The sequence below is a fragment of the Winogradskyella sp. genome (genome assembly GCF_016744625.1).
Taxonomy (GTDB): Bacteria; Bacteroidota; Bacteroidia; order Flavobacteriales; family Flavobacteriaceae; genus Winogradskyella.
The window spans coordinates 1-21873 of the sequence record NZ_JADGDZ010000039.1; the positions used below are offsets into that span (position 1 = coordinate 1).

General features: G+C 32.4%; 18 protein-coding genes. 9 read left to right on the plus strand and 9 right to left on the minus strand.

What is annotated here, in order from left to right; translation table 11 throughout:
* Positions 1-117: 117 nt before the first annotated feature.
* The 7 genes from QZZ53_RS09555 to QZZ53_RS09585 all read left to right on the plus strand — a co-directional run bounded on the left by QZZ53_RS09555 (position 118) and on the right by QZZ53_RS09585 (position 8544).
* Positions 118-2850 carry a T9SS type A sorting domain-containing protein gene (locus QZZ53_RS09555; RefSeq protein ID WP_296383987.1) on the plus strand — a complete coding sequence of 911 codons (2733 nt, stop codon included), beginning with the start codon at positions 118-120 and terminating at the stop codon, positions 2848-2850.
* A gap of 193 nt (positions 2851-3043) precedes the next feature.
* Positions 3044-4045 (plus strand): glycosyltransferase, encoded by a 1002-nt coding sequence (locus QZZ53_RS09560; protein WP_296383989.1) that lies wholly within the window; start codon positions 3044-3046, stop codon positions 4043-4045.
* An 8-nt stretch (positions 4046-4053) separates the two neighbouring features.
* A complete protein-coding gene (locus QZZ53_RS09565; protein WP_296383991.1) occupies positions 4054-5016 on the plus strand; it encodes a hypothetical protein in 963 nt (320 codons plus the stop codon).
* 1 nt (position 5017) lies between these two features.
* Complete coding sequence (gene coaE / locus QZZ53_RS09570; RefSeq protein WP_296383993.1) at positions 5018-5614, plus strand: dephospho-CoA kinase; 597 nt, start codon at positions 5018-5020, stop codon at positions 5612-5614.
* Between the two features lie 67 nt (positions 5615-5681).
* Positions 5682-7256 carry a HAMP domain-containing sensor histidine kinase gene (locus QZZ53_RS09575; protein ID WP_296383995.1) on the plus strand — a complete coding sequence of 525 codons (1575 nt, stop codon included), beginning with the start codon at positions 5682-5684 and terminating at the stop codon, positions 7254-7256.
* Between the two features lie 9 nt (positions 7257-7265).
* The gene (locus QZZ53_RS09580) at positions 7266-7976 is read left to right on the plus strand and encodes a response regulator transcription factor (RefSeq protein WP_296383997.1); all 711 of its coding nucleotides are present in this window, start codon (positions 7266-7268) and stop codon (positions 7974-7976) included.
* A 169-nt stretch (positions 7977-8145) separates the two neighbouring features.
* Positions 8146-8544, plus strand: a complete 399-nt coding sequence (locus QZZ53_RS09585; RefSeq protein ID WP_296383999.1) for a VanZ family protein — start codon at positions 8146-8148, stop codon at positions 8542-8544.
* A gap of 10 nt (positions 8545-8554) precedes the next feature.
* On the opposite strand, the gene miaA is transcribed toward QZZ53_RS09585, so the two are convergent.
* The 8 genes from miaA to QZZ53_RS09625 form a co-directional block, all read right to left on the minus strand.
* Entirely contained in the window at positions 8555-9460 is a 906-nt protein-coding gene (gene miaA, locus QZZ53_RS09590) for a tRNA (adenosine(37)-N6)-dimethylallyltransferase MiaA (protein WP_296384001.1), read from the minus strand.
* Complete coding sequence (locus QZZ53_RS09595; RefSeq protein WP_296384003.1) at positions 9453-10322, minus strand: ion transporter; 870 nt, start codon at positions 10320-10322, stop codon at positions 9453-9455. Before QZZ53_RS09595 ends, miaA begins: the two co-directional genes overlap by 8 nt.
* A 24-nt stretch (positions 10323-10346) precedes the next feature.
* Positions 10347-12293: a DUF3857 domain-containing protein gene (locus QZZ53_RS09600; RefSeq protein ID WP_296384005.1), complete on the minus strand. Its 1947-nt coding sequence runs from the start codon at positions 12291-12293 to the stop codon at positions 10347-10349.
* The gene (locus tag QZZ53_RS09605) at positions 12290-13666 is read right to left on the minus strand and encodes an exonuclease domain-containing protein (protein ID WP_296384038.1); all 1377 of its coding nucleotides are present in this window, start codon (positions 13664-13666) and stop codon (positions 12290-12292) included. Before QZZ53_RS09605 ends, QZZ53_RS09600 begins: the two co-directional genes overlap by 4 nt.
* Before the next feature lie 68 nt (positions 13667-13734).
* Positions 13735-14394 carry a YggS family pyridoxal phosphate-dependent enzyme gene (locus QZZ53_RS09610; protein ID WP_296384007.1) on the minus strand — a complete coding sequence of 220 codons (660 nt, stop codon included), beginning with the start codon at positions 14392-14394 and terminating at the stop codon, positions 13735-13737.
* Entirely contained in the window at positions 14384-15622 is a 1239-nt protein-coding gene (locus QZZ53_RS09615; RefSeq protein WP_296384009.1) for a DUF1015 domain-containing protein, read from the minus strand. The genes QZZ53_RS09610 and QZZ53_RS09615 overlap by 11 nt, the downstream gene beginning before the upstream one ends.
* 3 nt (positions 15623-15625) lie before the next feature.
* Complete coding sequence (locus QZZ53_RS09620) at positions 15626-16516, minus strand: 3-hydroxybutyryl-CoA dehydrogenase (RefSeq protein ID WP_296384012.1); 891 nt, start codon at positions 16514-16516, stop codon at positions 15626-15628.
* A 121-nt stretch (positions 16517-16637) separates the two neighbouring features.
* Entirely contained in the window at positions 16638-17597 is a 960-nt protein-coding gene (locus QZZ53_RS09625; RefSeq protein WP_296384014.1) for a Gfo/Idh/MocA family oxidoreductase, read from the minus strand.
* A gap of 154 nt (positions 17598-17751) precedes the next feature.
* Between QZZ53_RS09625 and QZZ53_RS09630 the strand changes: the two genes are divergently transcribed.
* Entirely contained in the window at positions 17752-18393 is a 642-nt protein-coding gene (locus QZZ53_RS09630) for a protein-L-isoaspartate(D-aspartate) O-methyltransferase (protein ID WP_296384016.1), read from the plus strand.
* A 277-nt stretch (positions 18394-18670) separates the two neighbouring features.
* On the plus strand, positions 18671-19951 hold the full coding sequence (locus tag QZZ53_RS09635; protein ID WP_296384018.1) for a T9SS type A sorting domain-containing protein: 1281 nt from the start codon (positions 18671-18673) through the stop codon (positions 19949-19951).
* On the opposite strand, the gene QZZ53_RS09640 is transcribed toward QZZ53_RS09635, so the two are convergent.
* A complete protein-coding gene (locus tag QZZ53_RS09640; RefSeq protein WP_296384020.1) occupies positions 19948-21789 on the minus strand; it encodes a Xaa-Pro dipeptidyl-peptidase in 1842 nt (613 codons plus the stop codon). The genes QZZ53_RS09635 and QZZ53_RS09640 overlap by 4 nt on opposite strands.
* Positions 21790-21873 lie beyond the last annotated feature (84 nt).

Here is a 21873-nt window from a genome sequence, read left to right on the forward strand (position 1 = left end):
TGTTTTCTTAAGATTCGTCGAATTGTTAATATATTGTTAAGCAATTTTTCTTATTAAAGTTATTATTTTGAATAATTTACAAGACTATTAATCAATTCATTAACTAAATTCTGAAACATGAAAAAAATTACATTATTAATTTTATGCTTGGCTTTAACCACTTTTGGTTTTTCACAAGTAGATCAAAACTTCGGAACCTCAGGGCAAGATTCAGCACCTACGGTTTTAACTATTAACGATACCGATATCACTGTAAATGGCGCGGATCCAATTACTGCAATATCATTAGGTACTTTTACAAGTCATTATAATTCTGCTACTGGTAGTACTACGCAATGTGGTAACTGGTACGATTTTATTTTAGCAGTAACAGGTGGTGCAGCCGATGGGACTAGCATACAAGGTTGTGATGCAGATTTTACAGGTTTAGATGTAACTGGGTTTACTACAATTACATTAACCTCTAACGATTTAGATGGTACAGATACTGTTTTCTTTGATATAGACTTAAGTGTTACATTTACACTTTCTAGTACACCAGATTGTGATGCTAGCCTTGACGTAACTACAGATGTTGATCCTGCAGGAGATATTTCTTGGAATGCGGCAACAGGAGCAGTAGATAACTACGATGTGATTGTAGGAACTGCTTCGGGTTTATCAGATGTATATTCAGCTACTCTAGGTAATGTTTTAACAACTAATGTTGGAGCATTAACTGATGGTACTACATATTATGTTACAATTACGCCTTCTAATTCAGTTGGTCCTGCAACAGGCTGTGTAGAACAAACATTTACAACTTGGATGATACCTGTAAATGATGAGTGTTCAGGAGCAATAACAATTGCTTGTGCAGGTCAATATACAGGAAATACAGGACCAGCAAGCCCAGAAGTTGATGACCCAGGAACTTGTACTACAACAGCAGGAACAGCAGGAGCAGTATGGTATACATTTATTGGTGCTAACTCAGCAGATGCAGGAGCAGCTAATGGTAGCCCAGGGGATAACGTTACTTTAGATTTAAGTTTATCTACTTTCGATACTAAAATAAGAGTTTTTAGAGGTGTTTGTGGCGATTTAACATGTGAAGGTGGAGATGATGACGGTGGAGATGGTACAACATCTTTATTTGCTTTTGATACTACAGTAGGTCAAGAGTATTATGTATTAGTACATGGTTACTTAACAAATGCAGGAGCATATACTTTAGATGTATCTTGTGTGCCACCACCAGCGTGTGTACCAGCTACATTTACGGTAGCAGATGGAGGAAATAACTGTCCAACTGAAGAATATTTTGTAGATGTAGATGTTACTGCTTTAGGAACTGGAGCATCTGTAGATATTACAGCCAATGGAGTTGCTTTTGAAATAGGTGTTGGTATTGGAACATATTCTGTTGGTCCTTATGGAGCTAGTACTTTAGTAGATATAATTGTTGAAGATGCAGCAGGTGATACTTGTAATGGAACAGATTCTATTACTACACCAACAGCATGTCCACCACCACCACCAATGAATGTTGATTGTGCTAATGCAGCGCCAATTACATGTGATGAAACAATAAATGCAACATCAGTAGGATCAACAGGAACTTCTGAAGACATCGGTTGTACAATGGGTGTTAATGGAATCTGGTACACTTTTGTAGGTACAGGAGGAGATATGACGGTTTCAGTTGATGCAAGTTTTGATCATCGTGTAGGTATCGCTAGTGGATCTTGTGGAGCTTTAGCAAATATTGTTTGTGATGATCAATCAACAGGTAATGAAAATCACACATTTGCGTCTACTTTAGCTGAAACTTATTATGTATATGTAGCGCATTTCTCAGGTGGGAATACTACTACTGGAACCATTGATATCACATTAACTTGTGCAGTAGTGCCAACATGTACACAAGCAGTTGTAGATAGTTCGACAATAGTAGAGAGCTGTAATCCAGATGGATCAGGGACTTTTACAATTGATCATGTTATTTCAAATGCAGGAGATGCAGGAACAGTTTTAGATGATGGAATAACTACTTATCCAGTTGTTGTAGGAACTGTAACAACAGGGCCATACATGAGTGGAGATTCAGTAACAGTAGAACTTACAGGAGTAGATTCTGATTGTGATTTCACAGTTGGAACATTTGATTTTACTTGCCCTCAACCAGCACCAGTAAATGATGAAATTTCAGGAGCTATTACTTTACTTGTTGGAGATACAGTATGTGAGAATATTGTTGCGGGTACTAATCAAGGTGCTACAGACTCAATTGAGAATGATAATGAAGCAAGTTGTTCTTCTTCTGATCCAGCTGGTGATGTTTGGTTCAGTGTAACTGTGCCTTCTACAGGTGAGTTAACTATTGAGATTTCCTCTTCAATTACGGCTCCAATAATCACTGATACGGTTATGGAAGTTTACTCTGGTACGTCTGGTGCATTAGTAGAAATCGAATGTGATGATGATGATGCTGCTGGAAACCTATCATTAGTTGAGTTAACTGGATTAACTCCAGGTGATGTATTATTGGTAAGAGTTTGGGAATGGCAAAATAATTTTAAAGGAAACTTTAATATTTGTGCTTGGTCTCCATCTAGTTTAGGTGTTGAGGACAATACATTTGACGGGTTTAGTTATTTCCCTAATCCAGTAAAAGATGTTTTAACATTAAATGCTCAAAATACTATTGAGGATGTGAAAATTTATAACGTATTAGGTCAAGTGATATTAAGCGCTACGCCTAATGCCGTAAATAGTGATGTAGATATGTCTGCATTGTCAACAGGTGCTTATTTTGTGCAAGTGACAATTGCAAATACTACTAAAACAATACGAGTGATTAAACAATAAACACTTTTATTAATATATTAAAGCCGCTAATTTTTAGCGGCTTTTTTTATGATGTTAATTCCTCTATTAAGCAAATGCTTTAGATGTTTTTCTTTACTATCAATATCTATGAAATTATTAAGCAATAGAATTTCTTTTCTAAATCTAAAGTATCAGACAAATTATGCATTTGGTTTATTTACCTTTGTAGTGTATGAAGGATATTGCCTTTTCTTTTATTATTCCTGTTTATAATAGACCAGACGAAATTAAAGAGCTTTTAGAAAGTTTTTCAAATTTTGAGGGTCAACATACTTTTGAAATTGTCATCATCGAAGATGGCTCCTCTAAAACTTCCGAAAATATAGTCAATACGTTTAAGGATCAATTGGACATTGCTTATTATTATAAGTCAAATTCTGGGCCAGGAGACTCTAGAAATTATGGAATGAAGAAAGCCAAAGGGAATTACTTTATCATTTTAGATTCTGATGTTATTTTGCCGCCTAATTACTTAAGAGAAGTAGAGAAGTTTTTAGCGAAATTGTATTATGACTGTTTTGGTGGGCCTGACGCTGCACATGCTTCGTTTACAAGCCTACAAAAAGCAATTAACTTTGCTATGACCTCATTTATAACAACAGGTGGCATAAGAGGAGGTAAACAACAGGTTGAAGATTTTCAGCCACGTAGTTTTAATATGGGATTATCTAAAAAAGCATTTTTAGCTTCTGGCGGTTTTGGTAAAATTCATCCAGGTGAAGATCCGGATTTGTCATTAAGATTGCATAAGTTAGGTTTTAAAACAACGCTTATTGAAAATGCCTATGTATATCATAAACGTAGAGTATCGTGGTCTAAGTTTTATAAACAAGTACATAAGTTTGGTATGGTGAGACCTATTCTTAGTCAATGGCATCCTAAGTCTAAGAGTTTGGTATATTGGTTTCCTACTGTGTTTAGCTTGGGATTCATAGTTTCGATTGTATTACTGGTGTTTAATATAAAATTACTATTGTATTTATATGCTTTATATTTTGCTTTAGCGTTTATTTTGGCGCTTATTTCAAATAGAAGTATAGCTGTAGCTTTTCAAGCTCTTGTAGCTATCTCTGTTCAATTTTTTGGATATGGCTATGGTTTTATAAAATCTACCTTTAATTTAGTTGTTTTGGGCAAAAATCCAGAGGATGCATTTCCTCAATTATTTTTCTAAATTAAAATATGAACTCTAATAAGAAATTGAACATATCAAATTATTTCAAAAAGAAAAGCGTAAAACGTTTTAGCTTGTTTTTTGTCATTGCATCTGTATTTTTAATTTTTTCTAAGTTATCTAATGACTATAAACAAACGATAAGATTAAAGGTGAATTTGGTCAACCTTCAAGATGAAATTATTTTGCAGGATGATTCTTTAAATATGATTAATGCATATATTGAAGCCAAAGGCTTTTCATTAATACCTTTTATATTCAAAAAATCTAAAGAGATTGTTGTAGATGTACATACTGATGTCATTTCTATGCCTAATCAATTTGTTTTTGATGTACAGAAACATCAATTTCTTATTGAAGGGCAATTGGGGGAATCGTATAAAGTTCTTTCGGTAAAACCAGATACACTTGTATTGTCTTATTCTAAAAGAGCTTCAAAATTAGTACCTATAACTTTAAATAGCTCCATTAATTATGCGGTTGGCTATGATATAAAAGAAGGTTTTGAGTTTAATGTAGATAGTGTAAAAGTTGTTGGTTTATCAATAATGGTAGATGAAATAAACGTATTGGGCACTGAACTTTTAGAATTAAATGGTATAAATACTAACATTAATGAAAGTGTTAAGCTAGATGTATCAGAGTATGATGCTATTGAAATATTTCCCAAATCAATAAATGTAAAAGCAGAAATTACCCGATTTACGGAAGGTTCTATAGACCTACCTATAACTGTAAAGAACAAGCCAAATAACATTAAAATCAACTATTTTCCTAAATCGGTAACACTGTTGTATTATGTAGATTTAGATAATTATAATACAATCAAAGCTTCGGATTTTACTGTAGAATGTAATTATGCAGATATAAAAGAGGATCAAGCGTATTTTGTTCCAAAGATTGTTAAAAAACCAGAATTTGTTAAGCGTATAAGCATCAAACAAAAACGTATTGATTTTATAAAGTTATAAAATGATAGTAGTAGGACTTACAGGAGGAATAGGAAGTGGTAAAACCACAATATCAAAATGTTTTGAGTCCTATAGAATTCCTGTTTATATTGCTGATGTTGAGGCTAAGGCTTTAATGAATCGTTCTAAAGTTATAAAACGAAAGCTTATAAAACTGTTTGGTGAATTTGCATATAAAGATGAGATACTTAATAGACCATTCTTAGCCTCAAAAATATTTACTGATAAAGAACTGTTGTTAAAGATGAATGCTATTGTACATCCCAAAGTAGCTTCTCATTTTAAGAGATGGTTAAAAAAACAAGATTCTCCCTATATTATAAAAGAAGTGGCAATTATTTTTGAGAATAATCTTGAGAAACAATACGACTATATTATTACTGTTGTTGCAGATGAAGATTTGCGAATAGAGCGTGTAATGAAACGCGATGATGCTTCAAAAGAAAAAATAGTATCTATTATTAAAAATCAGCTACCTGATGATGAGAAGATTAAAAAATCTGACTTCGTCATTACAAACAATGATTTAGATACAGCAAAGAGTCAAGCTGAAGAAATTCATCATCAAATACTTCAAATCATCAATAAAAAAGATTAACGATTTCTTTTGTTAATGTAAGGTTAAAGCTAATTTGTGCTAAATGTTAAAATGTTAAATTTGACTGATGGGCAAAAAGCTATTCGTCTTATTAGTGGTATTAATGAGTTTATCACTGATTGGTATAATTTTCGTTCAATCCTTTTTCATCAATAATAGTATAGAAAATGAGGAGAAGAATTTTACGTTAAGTGTAAAGAGAGCGTTGAGTTTTGTATCGAGAGATATTGAAGCAATGGAATTGAGAAATTATTATGTTAAGATTCAACCCTTAATAGCTCAAGGTAAAGAACCAGATTCAACGGTTATTCAGCAACTTTATATAACCACTCAAGACGATGTTAATGATAAAACCATAATACATCGTAATACGGTTTTAGAAGAGCGTTTTAAGGTGCCATCTTTGTTCTTTGAAATTGATGCAGACAGTATAACAATTAGTAATTTAACTAATGAGCGTGTTACTGAGATATACAGTAATACAAGTTTAGATGGAAATCTAGATATTAAACCACAGCAGACCTTAGTAGAGTATTCTTCTTTACCTGAACTTAGAAAACAGCTATATGAAAATACATTTAAAACTTTGCTAAAAGAAAAGGACATACCTATTTATAAACGTGTTACACCTTTGCAAGTAGAGGCTTTTCTTAAAAGAGAACTAAAAGGAGAAGGAGTAAATTTAAAATTTGAATTTGCGATTTATGATGATGATTTGGCGACTAAAGTACAAACTCAGAATTTTGAAAAAAGCAATGCTTTTCATGGGGTTCCGATATTTTTAGATAATAATAATGAAAGTAGTTATAATCTTTGGGTAGATTTTCCAGACAGAAAAAAGTATTTATTGTCCTCTATCTTATGGATGATTTTACTCTCAATATTGTTTACAAGTGTCATCATCATCGCGTATTCTAGTGCAATTTATCAGTTGATAAAACAACGTCAAATATCACAGATAAAAACAGATTTTATTAATAATATGACACATGAGTTTAAAACACCAATTGCAACAATTAATTTGGCTTTAGACTCAATAAAAAATCCTAAAATAATAAATGACCAAGAAAAGGTGAAGCGTTATTTAGGAATGATAAAGGAAGAAAATAAACGAATGCATGCACAAGTAGAAAATGTGCTACGTATTTCTAAGTTAGAAAAAAATGAGCTTAATATTAGTAAGGAACGTTTAAAGTTACACGACTTAGTCGAAGATGCTTTAACTCATGTTCAGTTGATTGTAGAGGATCGACAAGGATTTGTAAACATGCATTTAGATGCTGATAAGTCATCAGTTTTAGCAAACGAAACACATTTTACCAATGTGATTGTTAATATATTAGATAATGCAATTAAATACTCAGACGATGCACCAAAGATTGATGTATATACTGAAAATATTGGAAATAGCATCATATTAAAAATAGCAGACCAAGGTAATGGAATGCCAAAACAAGTTGCCAAGCGTGTGTTCGAAAAATTTTATAGAGAACATACAGGTAATGTACACAATGTAAAAGGACATGGGCTAGGTTTGGCTTATGTAAAAAGAATAGTAGATGATCATCAAGGTCATATATCAGTAGAAAGTGAAAAAGGAGAAGGCAGTACTTTTATTATAAAATTGCCGTTAATATCATAAAAACGAATTATGGAAGAGCAAAACAAGAAAATTCTTTTGGTTGAAGACGATCCAAATTTTGGAACAGTTTTAAAGGATTATTTAATGATGAACGATTACGACGTTGTCCACGCCAAAAACGGAATGGAAGGTTTTGAAAAGTTCAAAAAAGACGATTACGATCTTTGCATCTTAGATGTAATGATGCCATATAAAGATGGATTTACTTTGGCTAAAGAAATCCGTGAAAAAAATACCGACGTACCTATTATTTTCTTAACCGCTAAGGCGATGAAAGAAGATGTGCTTAAAGGGTATAAAGTAGGCGCGGATGATTATCTTAATAAACCATTTGATAGTGAAGTCTTATTGATGAAAATAAAAGCTATCATTCAGCGTAAAGCAACAGACACTGTTGCTGATAGTAAGCAATTTGAATTTAAGATAGGACGTTTTGATTTAAATTCAAAACTCCGTTTCTTAAAATTTGATGGAGGTGATCCGTCAAAGCTGTCACCAAAAGAAAATGAATTATTACGTTTATTAGCATTACATGAAAATGACTTAATGCCAAGAGAATTAGCATTAACTAAAATATGGAGAGATGATAATTATTTTACATCTCGTAGCATGGACGTATATATTGCGAAGTTACGTAAATATTTAAAGCCAGATCCTAATGTAGAGATTTTAAACATTCATGGTGAAGGTTTTAGATTGGTAATTAATGCTAAGGCATAACTACTATACAAAAAGTTTAAAGAGGCTATCAAAAAGCCTCTTTTTAGTTAATCTGTCATATTGAGCGTAGTCGAAATGTATTAAGTAAATTTATACCTCTCGAATACGCTTTAAATAACAGTTCAGAATACATTATAAAGACCCTCTTTGTTTAATAGAATACATATTTATGAGTAAGTCTTTACAAGGAATAGTAATTGCATTCTTTTTTTTTATACTATGGATTATTTATTCCGCTGATACAGGTAAGAGTAATGTTTTTTTTGACATTGTAAGTATAATACCTAATGGAGATAAATTAGGACATTTTTTTCTTTTCGGAATTTTAGCATTACTCATAAACTTCGCATTAAGATTCAAATCAATAACGATATGGCAAAAATTACCTCTTGGAACAGTTCTTGTTTCTGTGTTTGTTATTTTAGAGGAATTGAGTCAAGGATTTTTACCTAACTGTACAATAGATATTGCGGACTTAATAGCGGATGGATTAGGTGTTTTTATCTTCACCCTTATAGGTTATCTACTATTTGAAAACAAGGAGTTGGATTTGAAAAAGGCCAACTAAAAATGATTTGTTACTTAATATGAGAGCTTAAATATTTTATTATTTCATCGGCATCAGTTTCATAATCAAACCACATAATAGATTCATTTTTTCTAAACCAAGTAAGTTGACGCTTCGCAAAACGTCTTGTATTCTTTTTAATTTCTGAAATGGCAAATTCTAAGGTAGAATTTCCTTTAAAAAAATTGAATAGTTCTTTATAGCCAACAGTATTTAATGCATTTAAATGTTTTGAAGAAATCAAAGCTTTTACTTCTTCTAATAATCCATTTTCAATCATTATATTAACACGTTGGTTGATTCTGTCATAGATGATTGAACGTTCAGCATCTAGTCCTATAGAAATAGTTTTAAACTCACGATTTTTTTCTGGATTCGTTAAATAAGAAGAATAAGGATTACCTGTACCAATACAAATTTCTAAAGCTCTAATAACACGCTGTGGATTATCAATAGCGACGGTATTATATGCTTTAAAATCTAGTGCTTTTAGCTGTTCTTGCAATGCCGTTATGCCTTTTTCTTCAAATTGATTATTAAGTTGTGCTCTAATATTAGAATCTACCTCAGGAAAACAATCGAGTCCTTTAGTTACAGCTTTTACATATAAACCAGAACCTCCAACCATTACAACGATTGGATTTTTTTGATGTAGTTGGTCTATTTTAGAAATGGCTTCACGCTCAAAATCACCAACATTATAGTCTTCTTCAATAGATTTATGCTGAATGAAATGATGTTTGGCTGCATTTAGTTCTTCTTTAGAAGGTACAGCTGTACCAATATTCATTTCTTTATAAAATTGACGAGAATCTGCTGAAATAATTTCAGAATTAAAATGTTCAGCTAATTTAATGCTTAGCTCAGTTTTGCCAATAGCTGTTGGGCCAACAATTGATATAAGTATATTAGTCATGATGCAATTTACAGCCACATTTATGACAAAATTCAGCATTATCTTGATGCGTTTCGGCTAAGCAATTGACACAGCATTGCGTATTAAGTATTACGGATTTTAATTGTTCATGCTCCTCATCTGATATTTTTTCTTTGCTTCCAGTTGCTTTGGTATATTCTGCAGATACTATACCTGTTGGTACTGCAATGATTCCGTATCCCATAATCATAATTATAGCTGCAATAAATTGTCCTAATGGAGTCTGTGGAGCAATATCTCCAAAACCAACCGTAGTCATCGTTACAATACACCAATACACGCTTTTAGGTATATTAGTAAACCCATTCTCTTCGCCTTCAACCAAATACATTATAGTCCCAAAAATGATGGAAGCAATAACTACAGCAAATAAAAACACTGCAATTTTTGCTCTACTTGCTTTAATAGCACCTGCTAATTGGTTAGAAGCACCCATATAACGCGCTAACTTTAAAATTCTAAAAACTCTCAGTAAACGTAACGCTCTTAAAGCTACTAAAGCATGTGTACCAACAAATATTAGCGATAAGTATTTAGGTATAGTAGATAGTAAATCAATAACTCCGTAGAAACTTGTTACGTATTTTAAGGGTTGTTTTACAGTTATAATTCTTAAAATGTACTCAATAGTAAATAAAATAGTGATTATCCATTCTAAAACATTTAAAAGACTAAGATGCTCTTCAGCAATACTATTCACACTTTCTAGCATTACTAATAAAATACTGGCTAGAATAGCAATAAGAAGGATAACATCGAACAACTTCCCAGCAGGAGTATCTGCTTCATAAATAATTTCATGAAGTTTGGCCTTCCAACTACGTTTGTGTTCTGATTCCATTTTTTAAAAGTACGAAAAGTAAAGCTATTGTTTCTCTAATACTATAACAGTATTTTTTTGTGTCTCAACGACTTTATTCATAAAGTTTTTTAGGTAACTATAAAATTCTGATGGATAGATAGCATGGTTGAATTTTACTCTAAAGTATAGAGTGATTTGATTGTCTTTATTTTCAACATTAAAAATGAAAGAACCAGATTTTTTTGGCAAGGAATAGTTTATAGCATCTGGTATTTCTAAAACCTTTAATTTGTCTTTTAAGTCTATTTTCATAACATAGTTATAAGAATCCTTATAACCAAAATCGATTGGGTATGTACGTTCTTGTAATTTAAATGGATTCTCTTCAAAAAATTTAATCAAGAAAGGGTTGAGATAGATTTTATTTCCAATAAATTCAGGTTCCATGCTTATGGTAATCTTTTCACCAAAATCAATGTTAGTTTTATCAAAATCTAGAACTTCATGGTCTTCTATTTCAATACCAGAATATTCATTGATTTTTTGTTCCCTATAATTTTGTGGATTTTCATCAAACTTCTTTTTTGCATTATGCGAGTGATATCCAAGAAACTTACTTTCAATAATACCAGAAAAGGTGTCATCTTCAAAAGAAGATAATTTTACTCTGTGCTGTCGAGACGAAAATCCATCGGCTTCAACGCTTTCCCAATAACTACCATTTTCAAAGTCTATGAGTCTTCCATACTGGTTTAAGCATCTAAAGGGCAATTCACCAAACGATAAATACGGATCTGTTGCATTTAAAAAGTAGTTTTCATCATCAATTTTCGTTTGCAAAATTACATAGTTAAAGTCAGTAAGGACTGGGTAAACCTTCGTTGCAAGACCATTGGCACGAGTTGACATTAACACAGGGAATACTTTAAAACCATTACTCGTTAAAAGGTTTTCTAATAATAAATTGATTTCAAAGGCACTACCAACTTTTTCTTTCAGCAACGTTTTAATTGAAACATCATAACGTTCAGATTTCCCATTCCATTTATAATTGTCTAATACAAATTGATATATGGCTTTAGCCTTGGATAAATCATTATTAATAGAACTGATTTCTATAGGTAAAACTTTCTTTACAAGACTTTTTTTACTGATTTGCTTACCAAAATCAGAATCGGTCTTTAATTCTTTATCAACATCACTCCAAGTTTTTGTGATTTTATCTATACTACCATCAAAACCGTTAACAACACTCAATTCATATTCTATCCTTGCTGTATAGTTTAATGCTGTAGTTGTAAAACCTTCTGGTTTATATGCAGGAATGTTTTCCATAGCATATTTAGATATAGTACAATTTGCGCCACCTCCACTATATAAATCAATGCAGTTTTTTTCTATACTATTATCATTAGTAACCAAAGGTAGAGAACCAACGAGTTTAATATTATACTCATAATTACCTGGAATACTGGTATTATACTCACTATATAAGACTGGATCAGATCCTTGGAAATACCAAGGTTGATACTTTTGCAAAAAGCGAGATTGTGTTTCATAACTGTAAGTAATGACACTTCCTACTTTTACATTTGGTAATACAAACTTTACTAAGGTATATTTTTCGTTTTCCTCTCTAAAAATAGCATTAGAAGTTAATGGTGTTCTTACAATCTCTCCATTTACCAGATTATAAGTTGCACCTTTTATATCCTTTATTCGTTCTTTTGATGATTTGCCTTTGTATAGCTTTACTTCAATTTCACCTCTTTCTATTCCGTCTGTCCGTAAGATTTTTGTTTTCTGCTTTACTTGTACTCTTAACCAGAAACTTTCTTTGTCCACAAAACTATTACCATAATCATAAATAACTAAGGCGTTTGCTGTTGAGTCTTTTTCGTAATAATTTTTTTTTAAATCATCTTTTGAGACAGGCATTGCAATTTTAAAATCTTGTGCTATGCTAAAGATAGAAATAGAAAAGGCAAGCAGGAATAAGTTTAATTTCATTCGTTTTGTAATTCAATAATTCTTAATCTTTTATTTCGACGCATATAACTTTGAATAATATGCTGATTGTCCTTGTTGTTTGTCATTGGAGTAATTAGAGATTGTAATACGTCTCTATTATTAATCTGATGATTTAAGTCGAAAAAGCCCATGCCTTTAAAGATGCCATTTTCAATTAAAAACACGCTTTTTTCTTCTATATCACGACCTCTATCTATAATAAGCATATTCTTATTTTCATAGTTATGTTTATTAATTAAAGAATTGACGCGCTTATTGTATTCCTCTGAAGATTCTTCAGTAATACAAGCTCCAAGGCATTCTTTTACATCGTATTTAAAGCAACTTGTTTTTGTAGTGTATAAACCTGTGAGCTTCTGGCATAAGTTATAATCCTCAACGACCTTAAACATAAAATGCTTTCCACTAGACCTAGTACTAAATGTTGTAATGGGTAATTCATTACCGTTTGCATTTGCCTTGTCTATTTTTAAATTTATATAACCATTTTTATCTTTAAAATTATAAAGCGCATGAGTAAATATGGTACGTCTTAAAGCTCTATTAAAAAAGGGCTTGTTTTTTTTTATTTCTTCACTTTCTTTCAATAAGGCAGCTAATTCACTACCAGTTTTTTCATATGTAACTGCTCTAACTAATTTCTGAATTTTCTTAGATTTTGAACTCTTATTCGTAAAATGCTGAGTGATTCTCTTTTTTATATTTTTACTCTTTCCGATATAAATGATTTCACCATTTTCATTATGAATATAATAAACACCAGTATCCGAAGGTAGCTCTTCAATAATTTGTTTAAGATTAGGAGCAAGGTTAGATTTTTGTTCAACTTTTACAGCATCCTTAATAATGACTTTTTCTAAATCTTTATGCAACAGCATTTTAAATAATTTCACTGTAGCCATAGCATCTCCATTTGCGCGATGTCTATCACTTACAGGAATGCCAAGTGCACGTGCTAATTTTCCTAAACTATAAGACTCCATGTCTGGAATTAGTTTCTTCGAAAGTTCTACAGTACAAAGGGTTTTGCGTTTAAATGGGAAACCTAAACGTTTAAATTCTGTTTTAAGAATTCTGTAATCGAAAGAGGAATTGTGAGCAACAATTATACAGCCTTCTGTTATTTCTACTATCCTTTTTGCTACCTCATAAAATTTTGGAGCATTCTTAAGCATGTTAGAGTTAATACCAGTAAGATTAACTACAAATGGTTGAATATCGCGTTCTGGATTGACTAAAGAAATAAATTGATCTGTAACTTCATGGCCATCAAACTGATAAATCGCAATCTCCGTTATGCCTTCTTCATTGTATTTACCACCTGTGGTTTCTATGTCTACTATTGCGTATATAACTCTGAAATTTGAAGTTTAATTTAAAAGCACTAAGTTAAAAAAGTATAAGCTTTAACGTAAGAAAACTATTGATAATTTCTAACTCCAAAAATACTGCTTCCAACTCTAATCATTGTGCTTCCACAATCAATTGCTAACTTATAATCTCTACTCATTCCCATACTTATAGTTAAGAGTTTAGAATTTAGAGTTTTGAGGTTATCAAAAATAGATTTAAGAAATTTAAATTCTGTTTCAACTTGTTTTTTATTATCTGTAAATGTTGCCATTCCCATAACACCAATAATATTTACATTGTTTAATTCAGAGAACTCATTAGATTGAAGTAGAATAGAAGCGTCTTCTGCAGACATCCCAAATTTACTATCTTCTTCTGCGATTTTAATTTGAAGCAAACAATCAATAGTTCTATCGTGCTTATTAGCCTGTTTATTAATTTCTTTTAGTAATTTATAGCTGTCAACACCATGAATTAGATTTACAAACTCAGCCATGTATTTTACTTTGTTACGCTGTACATGCCCAATCATATGCCATTGAATATCTTTTGGCATTGCTTCATACTTCTCAGCCATTTCTTGGATTTTGTTTTCTCCAAAAATGCGTTGACCAGCATTGTATGCTTTCATTAAATCACTAATAGGTTTTGTTTTAGAAACGGCAACTAAGGTGACGTTTTCGGGTAGACTTGATTTTATGTTTTGAAGATTCTCGCTAATACTCATAAATCGTAATTCCGCTTCTTAATTTTGGTAAAATGTAAGTGCTTTTTGGAGGCATTTTTAAGCCTTCATCTGCAATCTGTTTCATTTGCTTAACGTTAGAAGGACACATACCAAAGCCAACCACAAAGTCTCCACTATCTACACTGGTTTTAATGGTAACCATTTCGTGTCTTCCGTTTACATATTCTATGCGACTATCGTGTCGTAAATCATCGATTCCTAATATAGGCTGAAGTATGGTTTTGTACAATAATTGTGCGTCTAATTTATCTAAAGCTGTATTAAACTCGTAATCCGTTTTTCGTAAGTATAACGAATAAAAATCACCATCTAAATACATGCTAAAATGGTGTGGTTTAGATGGATGATAAGGAATTAAACCTCTATTTTTAATTCGGAAAGCTGCATCAAGTTTTATTAAAAAATCTTCCTTAGTTAAACCATTTAAATCTTTAATAAGTCTACTAAATTCATGAATAACCAAATCAGATTCTGGTATTAAATACGACATAAAGAAATTATACGATTCATTTCCATTATGGTTTGGGTTTTTCTCCTTTTCGTCTTTATACAATAAATAAGATGAAGCAGATCTATGATGACCATCTGCGATATAAATGGTTTTCATTTGCTTAAATTCATTCTGAATTGTAGCAATAGTATTATCATTATCTATCTTCCATAAATAATGAGTATCTCTATAAGTCATTGTAAACTCAAACTCAGCATGCTCTTTTTGAGCTTCTTTAATAATGTTTGATATGATATCATTATCAGGATAGGTAAGGAGTACAGGTTCAGCGTTAAAACCTACAGTTTGTACGTACGATTTAAAAGTTTGCTCACGTTTAACAATAGTATCTTCGTGTTTCTTTATAATATCGTTTTCGTAATCTTCAGCACTTGTTGCTGCTATAATGCCATTAAATTCCTGACCATGTCTATTTACAATTTTATAAACATATAATGAAGGTGTTTCATCAGTAAGAAAAACACCATCTTCTTTAAATTCAGAATAACGATTTTTAACCAGTTTATAACGTTCTTCACCAGTTATAATTTGATCATATTTATAACCAGGATTTACAATATGAAGAAAACTAAACGGATTGTAATCCATGCGAGACTCTCGTTCATCAACTGTGTAACTTTGGTATGGACGTGCAGCTACAAGACCTACAATTGCTCTTGTTGGTTTAACCGCTTTAAATGGAATTATTTTTGCCATTTTTTATTTTAAAAACTGGCTAGAAACTTTTTCTGCTTTCCTACTTTCAGAATAATCGTAAAAACCTTCACTAGATTTTACACCAAGCTTACCAGCTCTTACCATATTAACAAGTAGAGGACATGGTGCATATTTTGGATTCTTAAAACCATCATACATTACATTGAGAATAGATAAACATACATCTAAACCAATAAAATCGGCTAATTGTAATGGTCCCATTGGATGTGCCATACCTAATTTCATAACGGTATCTATTTCTTCAACACCAGCTACATTATTGTAAAGTGTCTCAACAGATTCATTAATCATTGGCATTAATATTCGGTTAGCAACAAAACCAGGATAATCATTTACCTCAGTTGGAACTTTGCCTAAAGTCTTTGATAATTCCATGATGGTGTTAGTTACTTCATCACTGGTATTATAACCACGAATAATCTCTACCAATTTCATAATAGGCACAGGATTCATAAAATGCATACCTATAACTTTATCTGGTCTAGAGGTTACTGCACCAATTTGAGTAATAGATATTGATGATGTATTAGTTGCTAAGATGGTGTCTTTGCTACAAGCTTCATCTAATTGTTTAAATATTTTTAGTTTTAAATCTACATTTTCAGTAGCAGCTTCAACAACTAAACTAGCATGTTCAACTCCTTCAGGAATAGATGTAAAGGTTGTTATGTTTTCTAAAGTTGCAGCTTTGTCAGCTTCCATGATTCTTTCTTTTGTGACCATACGGTCTAAATTCTTTGCAATAGTGTCAATACCACGTTTTAAAGAGGTTTTACTAATATCTATAAGCTGAACTTTAAATCCAGATTGTGCAAAAGTGTGAGCTATACCATTTCCCATGGTTCCTGCTCCTATAACTGCTATGTTTTTCATTTTTATATTTTTTTGTCACTCTGAACTTGTCGAAGTGTCTTAGGTAATTTATTAAAGATGAGTTCTCGATACAATTTCGATATTTCGAAATTACTCGAATTGGCATTTTCTATTAAGTTAGTTAAAACTGATTGATAATCATTGTAGCTACTCGCAATGCTTCTGTACCATCATGTAAAGTTACAATTGGTTTTGTATTGTTGTTAATTGCATCTGCAAAGGTTTCTAACTCGTCTAAAATGGCGTTGTTATTTTCAATTACCGGATTATCGAAATAGATTTGCTTTTTAATACCTTCAGCATTTTGAAGTATCATATCAAAGTCACCAGGATTTTCTGGTGCATCTTTCATCTTTACAACCTCACATTTCTTTTCTAAGAAATCTACAGAGATGTATGCATCTTTTTGGAAGAAACGTGTCTTTCTCATATTCTTTAATGAAATACGACTTGCAGTTAGATTTGCAACACAACCATTTTTAAATTCGATACGTGCATTAGCAATATCTGGTGTGTCACTTACCACAGAAACTCCACTAGCAGATACATGTTTAACAGGAGATTGTACAACGCTAAGAATAATATCTATATCGTGAATCATTAAATCTAAAACTACTGGTACATCTGTGCCTCGAGGATTAAACTCTGCGAGTCTATGACATTCTATAAACATCGTATTTTTAATCTGATCTTTTACTCCATTAAAAGCCGGATTAAAACGCTCTACATGTCCAACTTGTCCTTTTACACCATATTCAGCAACTAAAGTTCTAATCGTTTCAGCTTCTTCAACAGTATTTGTAATTGGTTTTTCTATAAAGATATGCTTCCCTTTTTTTATAGCTTTTTTTGCACAATCGTAATGCGAAAGGGTAGGAGTTACTATATCTACAACATCTACGGCTTCGATTAAGGCATCAATGGTATCGAAATATGTATATCCAAATTCTGCAACCACAAGTTTTGCATTTTCTGGATCAGCATCGTAGAATCCTACGAGCTCATATTTTTTAGATTGATTAAGTAGTCTAAGATGAATTTTACCAAGGTGACCAGCACCAAGAACACCAGCTTTTAGCATGTTTTTAAGTTTTTAACAAAAATAGTCGTTTTGAATCAGAAATTTAAAAAAAGAAAATATAAAATACTGCGAAATCGTTAATTAAATAAAGTTTAATTTCTTCCTTTGAACTTGTTCTTCTTTAAATTAATTTAGCGTAAACTAAACTACGCTTTTGAAAGATACATTTAAGCATCAAGGCATGCGCCAAAAATTGGTGGATACACTAATAAAAAAAGGAATAAAAGATAACGGCGTTTTAAAGGCGATTGGTAAAATTCCGAGGCATTTATTTATGGATTCGGGTTTTATAGATCATGCTTATGTAGATAAAGCATTTCCTATTGGAGCGGACCAAACAATCTCTCAACCTTATACTGTTGCTTTTCAATCTGAATTATTACAAGTTAAAACAGGTGATAAAATTTTGGAAATTGGTACAGGAAGCGGTTATCAATGCGCAGTTTTGATTGAGCTTGGAGCGAAGGTGTATAGTATAGAACGTCAGCAAGAACTATTTAAAAAGACGTCAAAGTTCTTACCAAAAATAGGGTATAGAGCTAAGAAACTCATTTTTGGTGATGGTTATAAAGGCTTGCCAGATGAAGCTCCTTTTAAAAGTATTATTGTTACTGCTGGTGCACCATTTGTGCCTAATCCTTTATTAAGTCAATTAGAAATTGGTGGACGGTTGGTTATTCCTGTTGGTGATGATGTACAAACTATGACTATGTTTATTAGAAAAGGACTAAAGGAATTTGAAAAACATGAGTTTGGTGAATTTAGATTTGTGCCTTTACTAGAGGATAAAAATTAAGTTTCTTTTATTAAGTGATGAAGAAGTTTGCATCAATAGTTTTTGTTTTAATCATATTACTCGTTACTAAGTTTTGGATTGGTGTATATGAACATGATTAATTTGGTAGTAAACATTTTTTTTACAAAACATAGAGCAGTCTGGAAATCATATTTTTACTCACCAGTTGGAATGAGTGATTCCTTATTGCCTAATTTGCCATCTGAAGAGCAAATTGAACAATTCTTATTTAAGGAGTTTGTAAGTTCTAAAGGACATTCAAAATAGAAGCTATAAAATGAAGAAAATTACATTACTAATTATCCTGTCTATACAGATTGGATTTTCCCAAGGCTACACAGAATATGCTACAGGTAATTCTACAGATTTGGCTGTTAATCCAAGCTCTGGAATTTGTCTTATGGGAGGAGCAAGCGAAAGCGATGAAGCTATGATTTGGTTCTTAAATAAAGCTAATGGAGGAGATGTAGTCGTATTAAGAGCTTCTGGTAGTAATGGTTATAATGATTACTTCTATTCAGAATTGGGTGTAACTATAAATTCGGTGACCACATTTGTAATAAATAGTGAAGTAGGTGCAACCAGTACTTATGTTTTAGAGAAAGTGCAAAATGCAGAAGCTATTTGGTTTGCAGGAGGTGATCAATATAATTATGTGAGTTATTTTAAGGACAATGCTTTAGAAGATGCGTTAAATAATTTTGTGAACGTTAAAGGAGGAGTTATTGGAGGCACAAGCGCTGGAATGGCAATTTTTGGAAGTGCTTATTTTTCTGCACAAAATGGGACGATAACAAATGCACAAGCATTGAACAATCCTTTTCATTCTAGAATGACTTTGGGTTATAATGATTTTTTAGAGATTCCATTTTTAGAAGATGTGATTACAGATACGCATTATGATGATCCAGATAGAAGAGGAAGACATAGTACATTTTTAGCACGTTATGCTACAGATAATTCTTCAAGAGCATTTGGGATTGCATGTAATGAATATACAGCAGTTTGCGTAGACTCAGATGGAAAAGCCTATGTCTTTGGTGATTACCCAAATTATGAAGAACACGCCTTTTTCATTCAAACGAATTGTACTATAGATTATTTGCCTGAAAATTGTGCTTCTGGAAATCCATTAAACTGGCAGCGAAATAACGAAGCCTTAAAAGTCTATAAAGTTCCAGGAATGACCACTGGTGAAAATTATTTCGACTTGTCAGATTGGCAAACGGGAAGTGGAGGTGAGTGGCAAAATTGGTATGTTAACAATGGAGCTTTTATGACAGAACCTACAATAAACCCTAATTGTTTTGATGTATTGAGTATTTCAAATGTTGAACCTGTTTTTGCTAGTGTTTATCCTAATCCGTTTTCTGAGATGCTAACAGTTGAGACTAATACTATGAATTTGAAATATCTGATGTTAGATGTCATGGGAAAACAAATTGAAATCCAGATTAATTCAAACAACATAAATACGGCATCACTACAATCCGGTATTTACTTTTTAACTATTGAAAGCGAAACGTCTAAACAAATGTTCAAATTAATTAAAAATTAATTCGTGAATTTAGTATAGGCTTCTTCACCACCAACAATTGGTAGTGTCAATTTAGTTTTATCTAGTGCTATAGTCAATTGTGTACCAGACTTTGGATGTAATGTGAATTCTTGGTCACTAGAGAAAATCATTAGCCCTATTTGTTGTCCAGCTTTAATGATTTGATCATCTGGTTGTAAATCAAAAGTCACTGTATAAAATTTTCCAGGAACTAAATCTTCTTCATCAGTTAACGACTTATAATTTTTTGGATCAGCCCAACCACGTGTTATAATGTTATCAGTTATTTTAACCTCTTTTCCTTCTTGCCAAGGTAGTGAGACAAGCCAAACAGATAGATTGGCTGCTGATTTGTTACTAGATAATGTTATACTTATTTTAGATACACCAGAAATATGTAGATCACCAGTTAATTTTGGAGTCACATAAAGCAATCGATGCTTTGAGTTTGTAGCTTTTGCAAGTTCACTTCCAGAAATAGATACATCATCTACGAGTGTTTCTCCAGTTTCGATACTTTCATTAAGTGTTAAACCTCCAGTTGTCATTCCTCCAGGAGTTATGTTTAAAGTCACTTCTCTCGCATCAGGATTCGGATAATCTAAATATGCAGTTGGTTGTAATCTGTCGTCATGTTCTCTAACGATATAAGCTTTGTTTTTTTCCTTTTCTATACCATTATCTATACCGTGAAGATATTTCGTAAACCAGCGATTCATCATTGACGTTGGAGGTGGACCTCCATGTCCTAATTGATGATAATAGATTTGAGTTGGTAAACCTTTTTCTTTTGCTGCTTTATAGATTCTGTAACTATGTTCTGGCATCACATTCCAGTCGTTAAATCCATGAGACATTAGTAAGGCTGCCTTCATATGATCCATTTGATTGAGATAATCTCTACCAGACCAAAAGGCATTTAAATCACCAGTCTGTCTGTCTATGCCATCCATCATTTCGGTGTCACGTACCACTTTATTATTGTGCGCACGTTTATCTTCGTCACCACTATGTACAAAATCATATAGCACATCGATATCTTCTCCTAAATAACCACCTGGTGAACGTACTAAACCGTTAGAGCGGTAATAATGATAATATGATGTGTTTGGTGCAATAGGAATGATAGCTTCTAAACCTTTAACTCCAGTTGTTGCAGCCGCTAAAGGAATGGTTCCGTTATAAGACGTACCAGTCATGCCTATTTTTCCGGTTGACCAAAATGCTTTTACTTCTTCATTTCCATTTCGTTCTGTGTAGCCTTTTGCACGTCCACACAACCAATCAATAACAGTTTTTGGTGCTAGAGATTCATTCTTTCCACCAATTGTCGGTGCACCATCTGATAACCCTGTTCCTGGTGATGAAGAGTGAACCACAATATATCCTCTTGGTACCCATTTTCTAATATGCGAGTTTGAAATGATTGGTCGTTGACCACGACGTGTTACTTCTGGGTGAAAACGGTCTTCACCAATATCTCCCAACTCGTGTTCTACATTCCACATGGTTCCTGGCGCATCACCTGCAACGCCTGCGAAATAAGGACTAGAGACATAAACTATTGGCAGTTTTAAGCCTTCAGTTTCGGTTTGTTCTGGTCGTGTTACGGCAACATGCATTCTGTCTGGTTCACCGTCTCCATCAGTATCAAATTCTGTTTCAACCCATAAATCGTGACGAAGCCATTTGTCTGAATCTTTAAAGGCATCCACTATTTGAGCTTCACCATCTTTGAAAATAGGTGTAGTCTTTTCAGGCGCTTGTTGTGCACAACTGAAAATAGAAAAGGCTAATGCTAGAGTTAATATTGAATTTTGTTTGAAAGAAAATGTCATGTTATGATGGTTTTTATAAAACGTTTGATAAAAGTAAGGCGTATAAGTTAGAACTCAAATTGGTTTAAGAAAAGTTTGATAAAC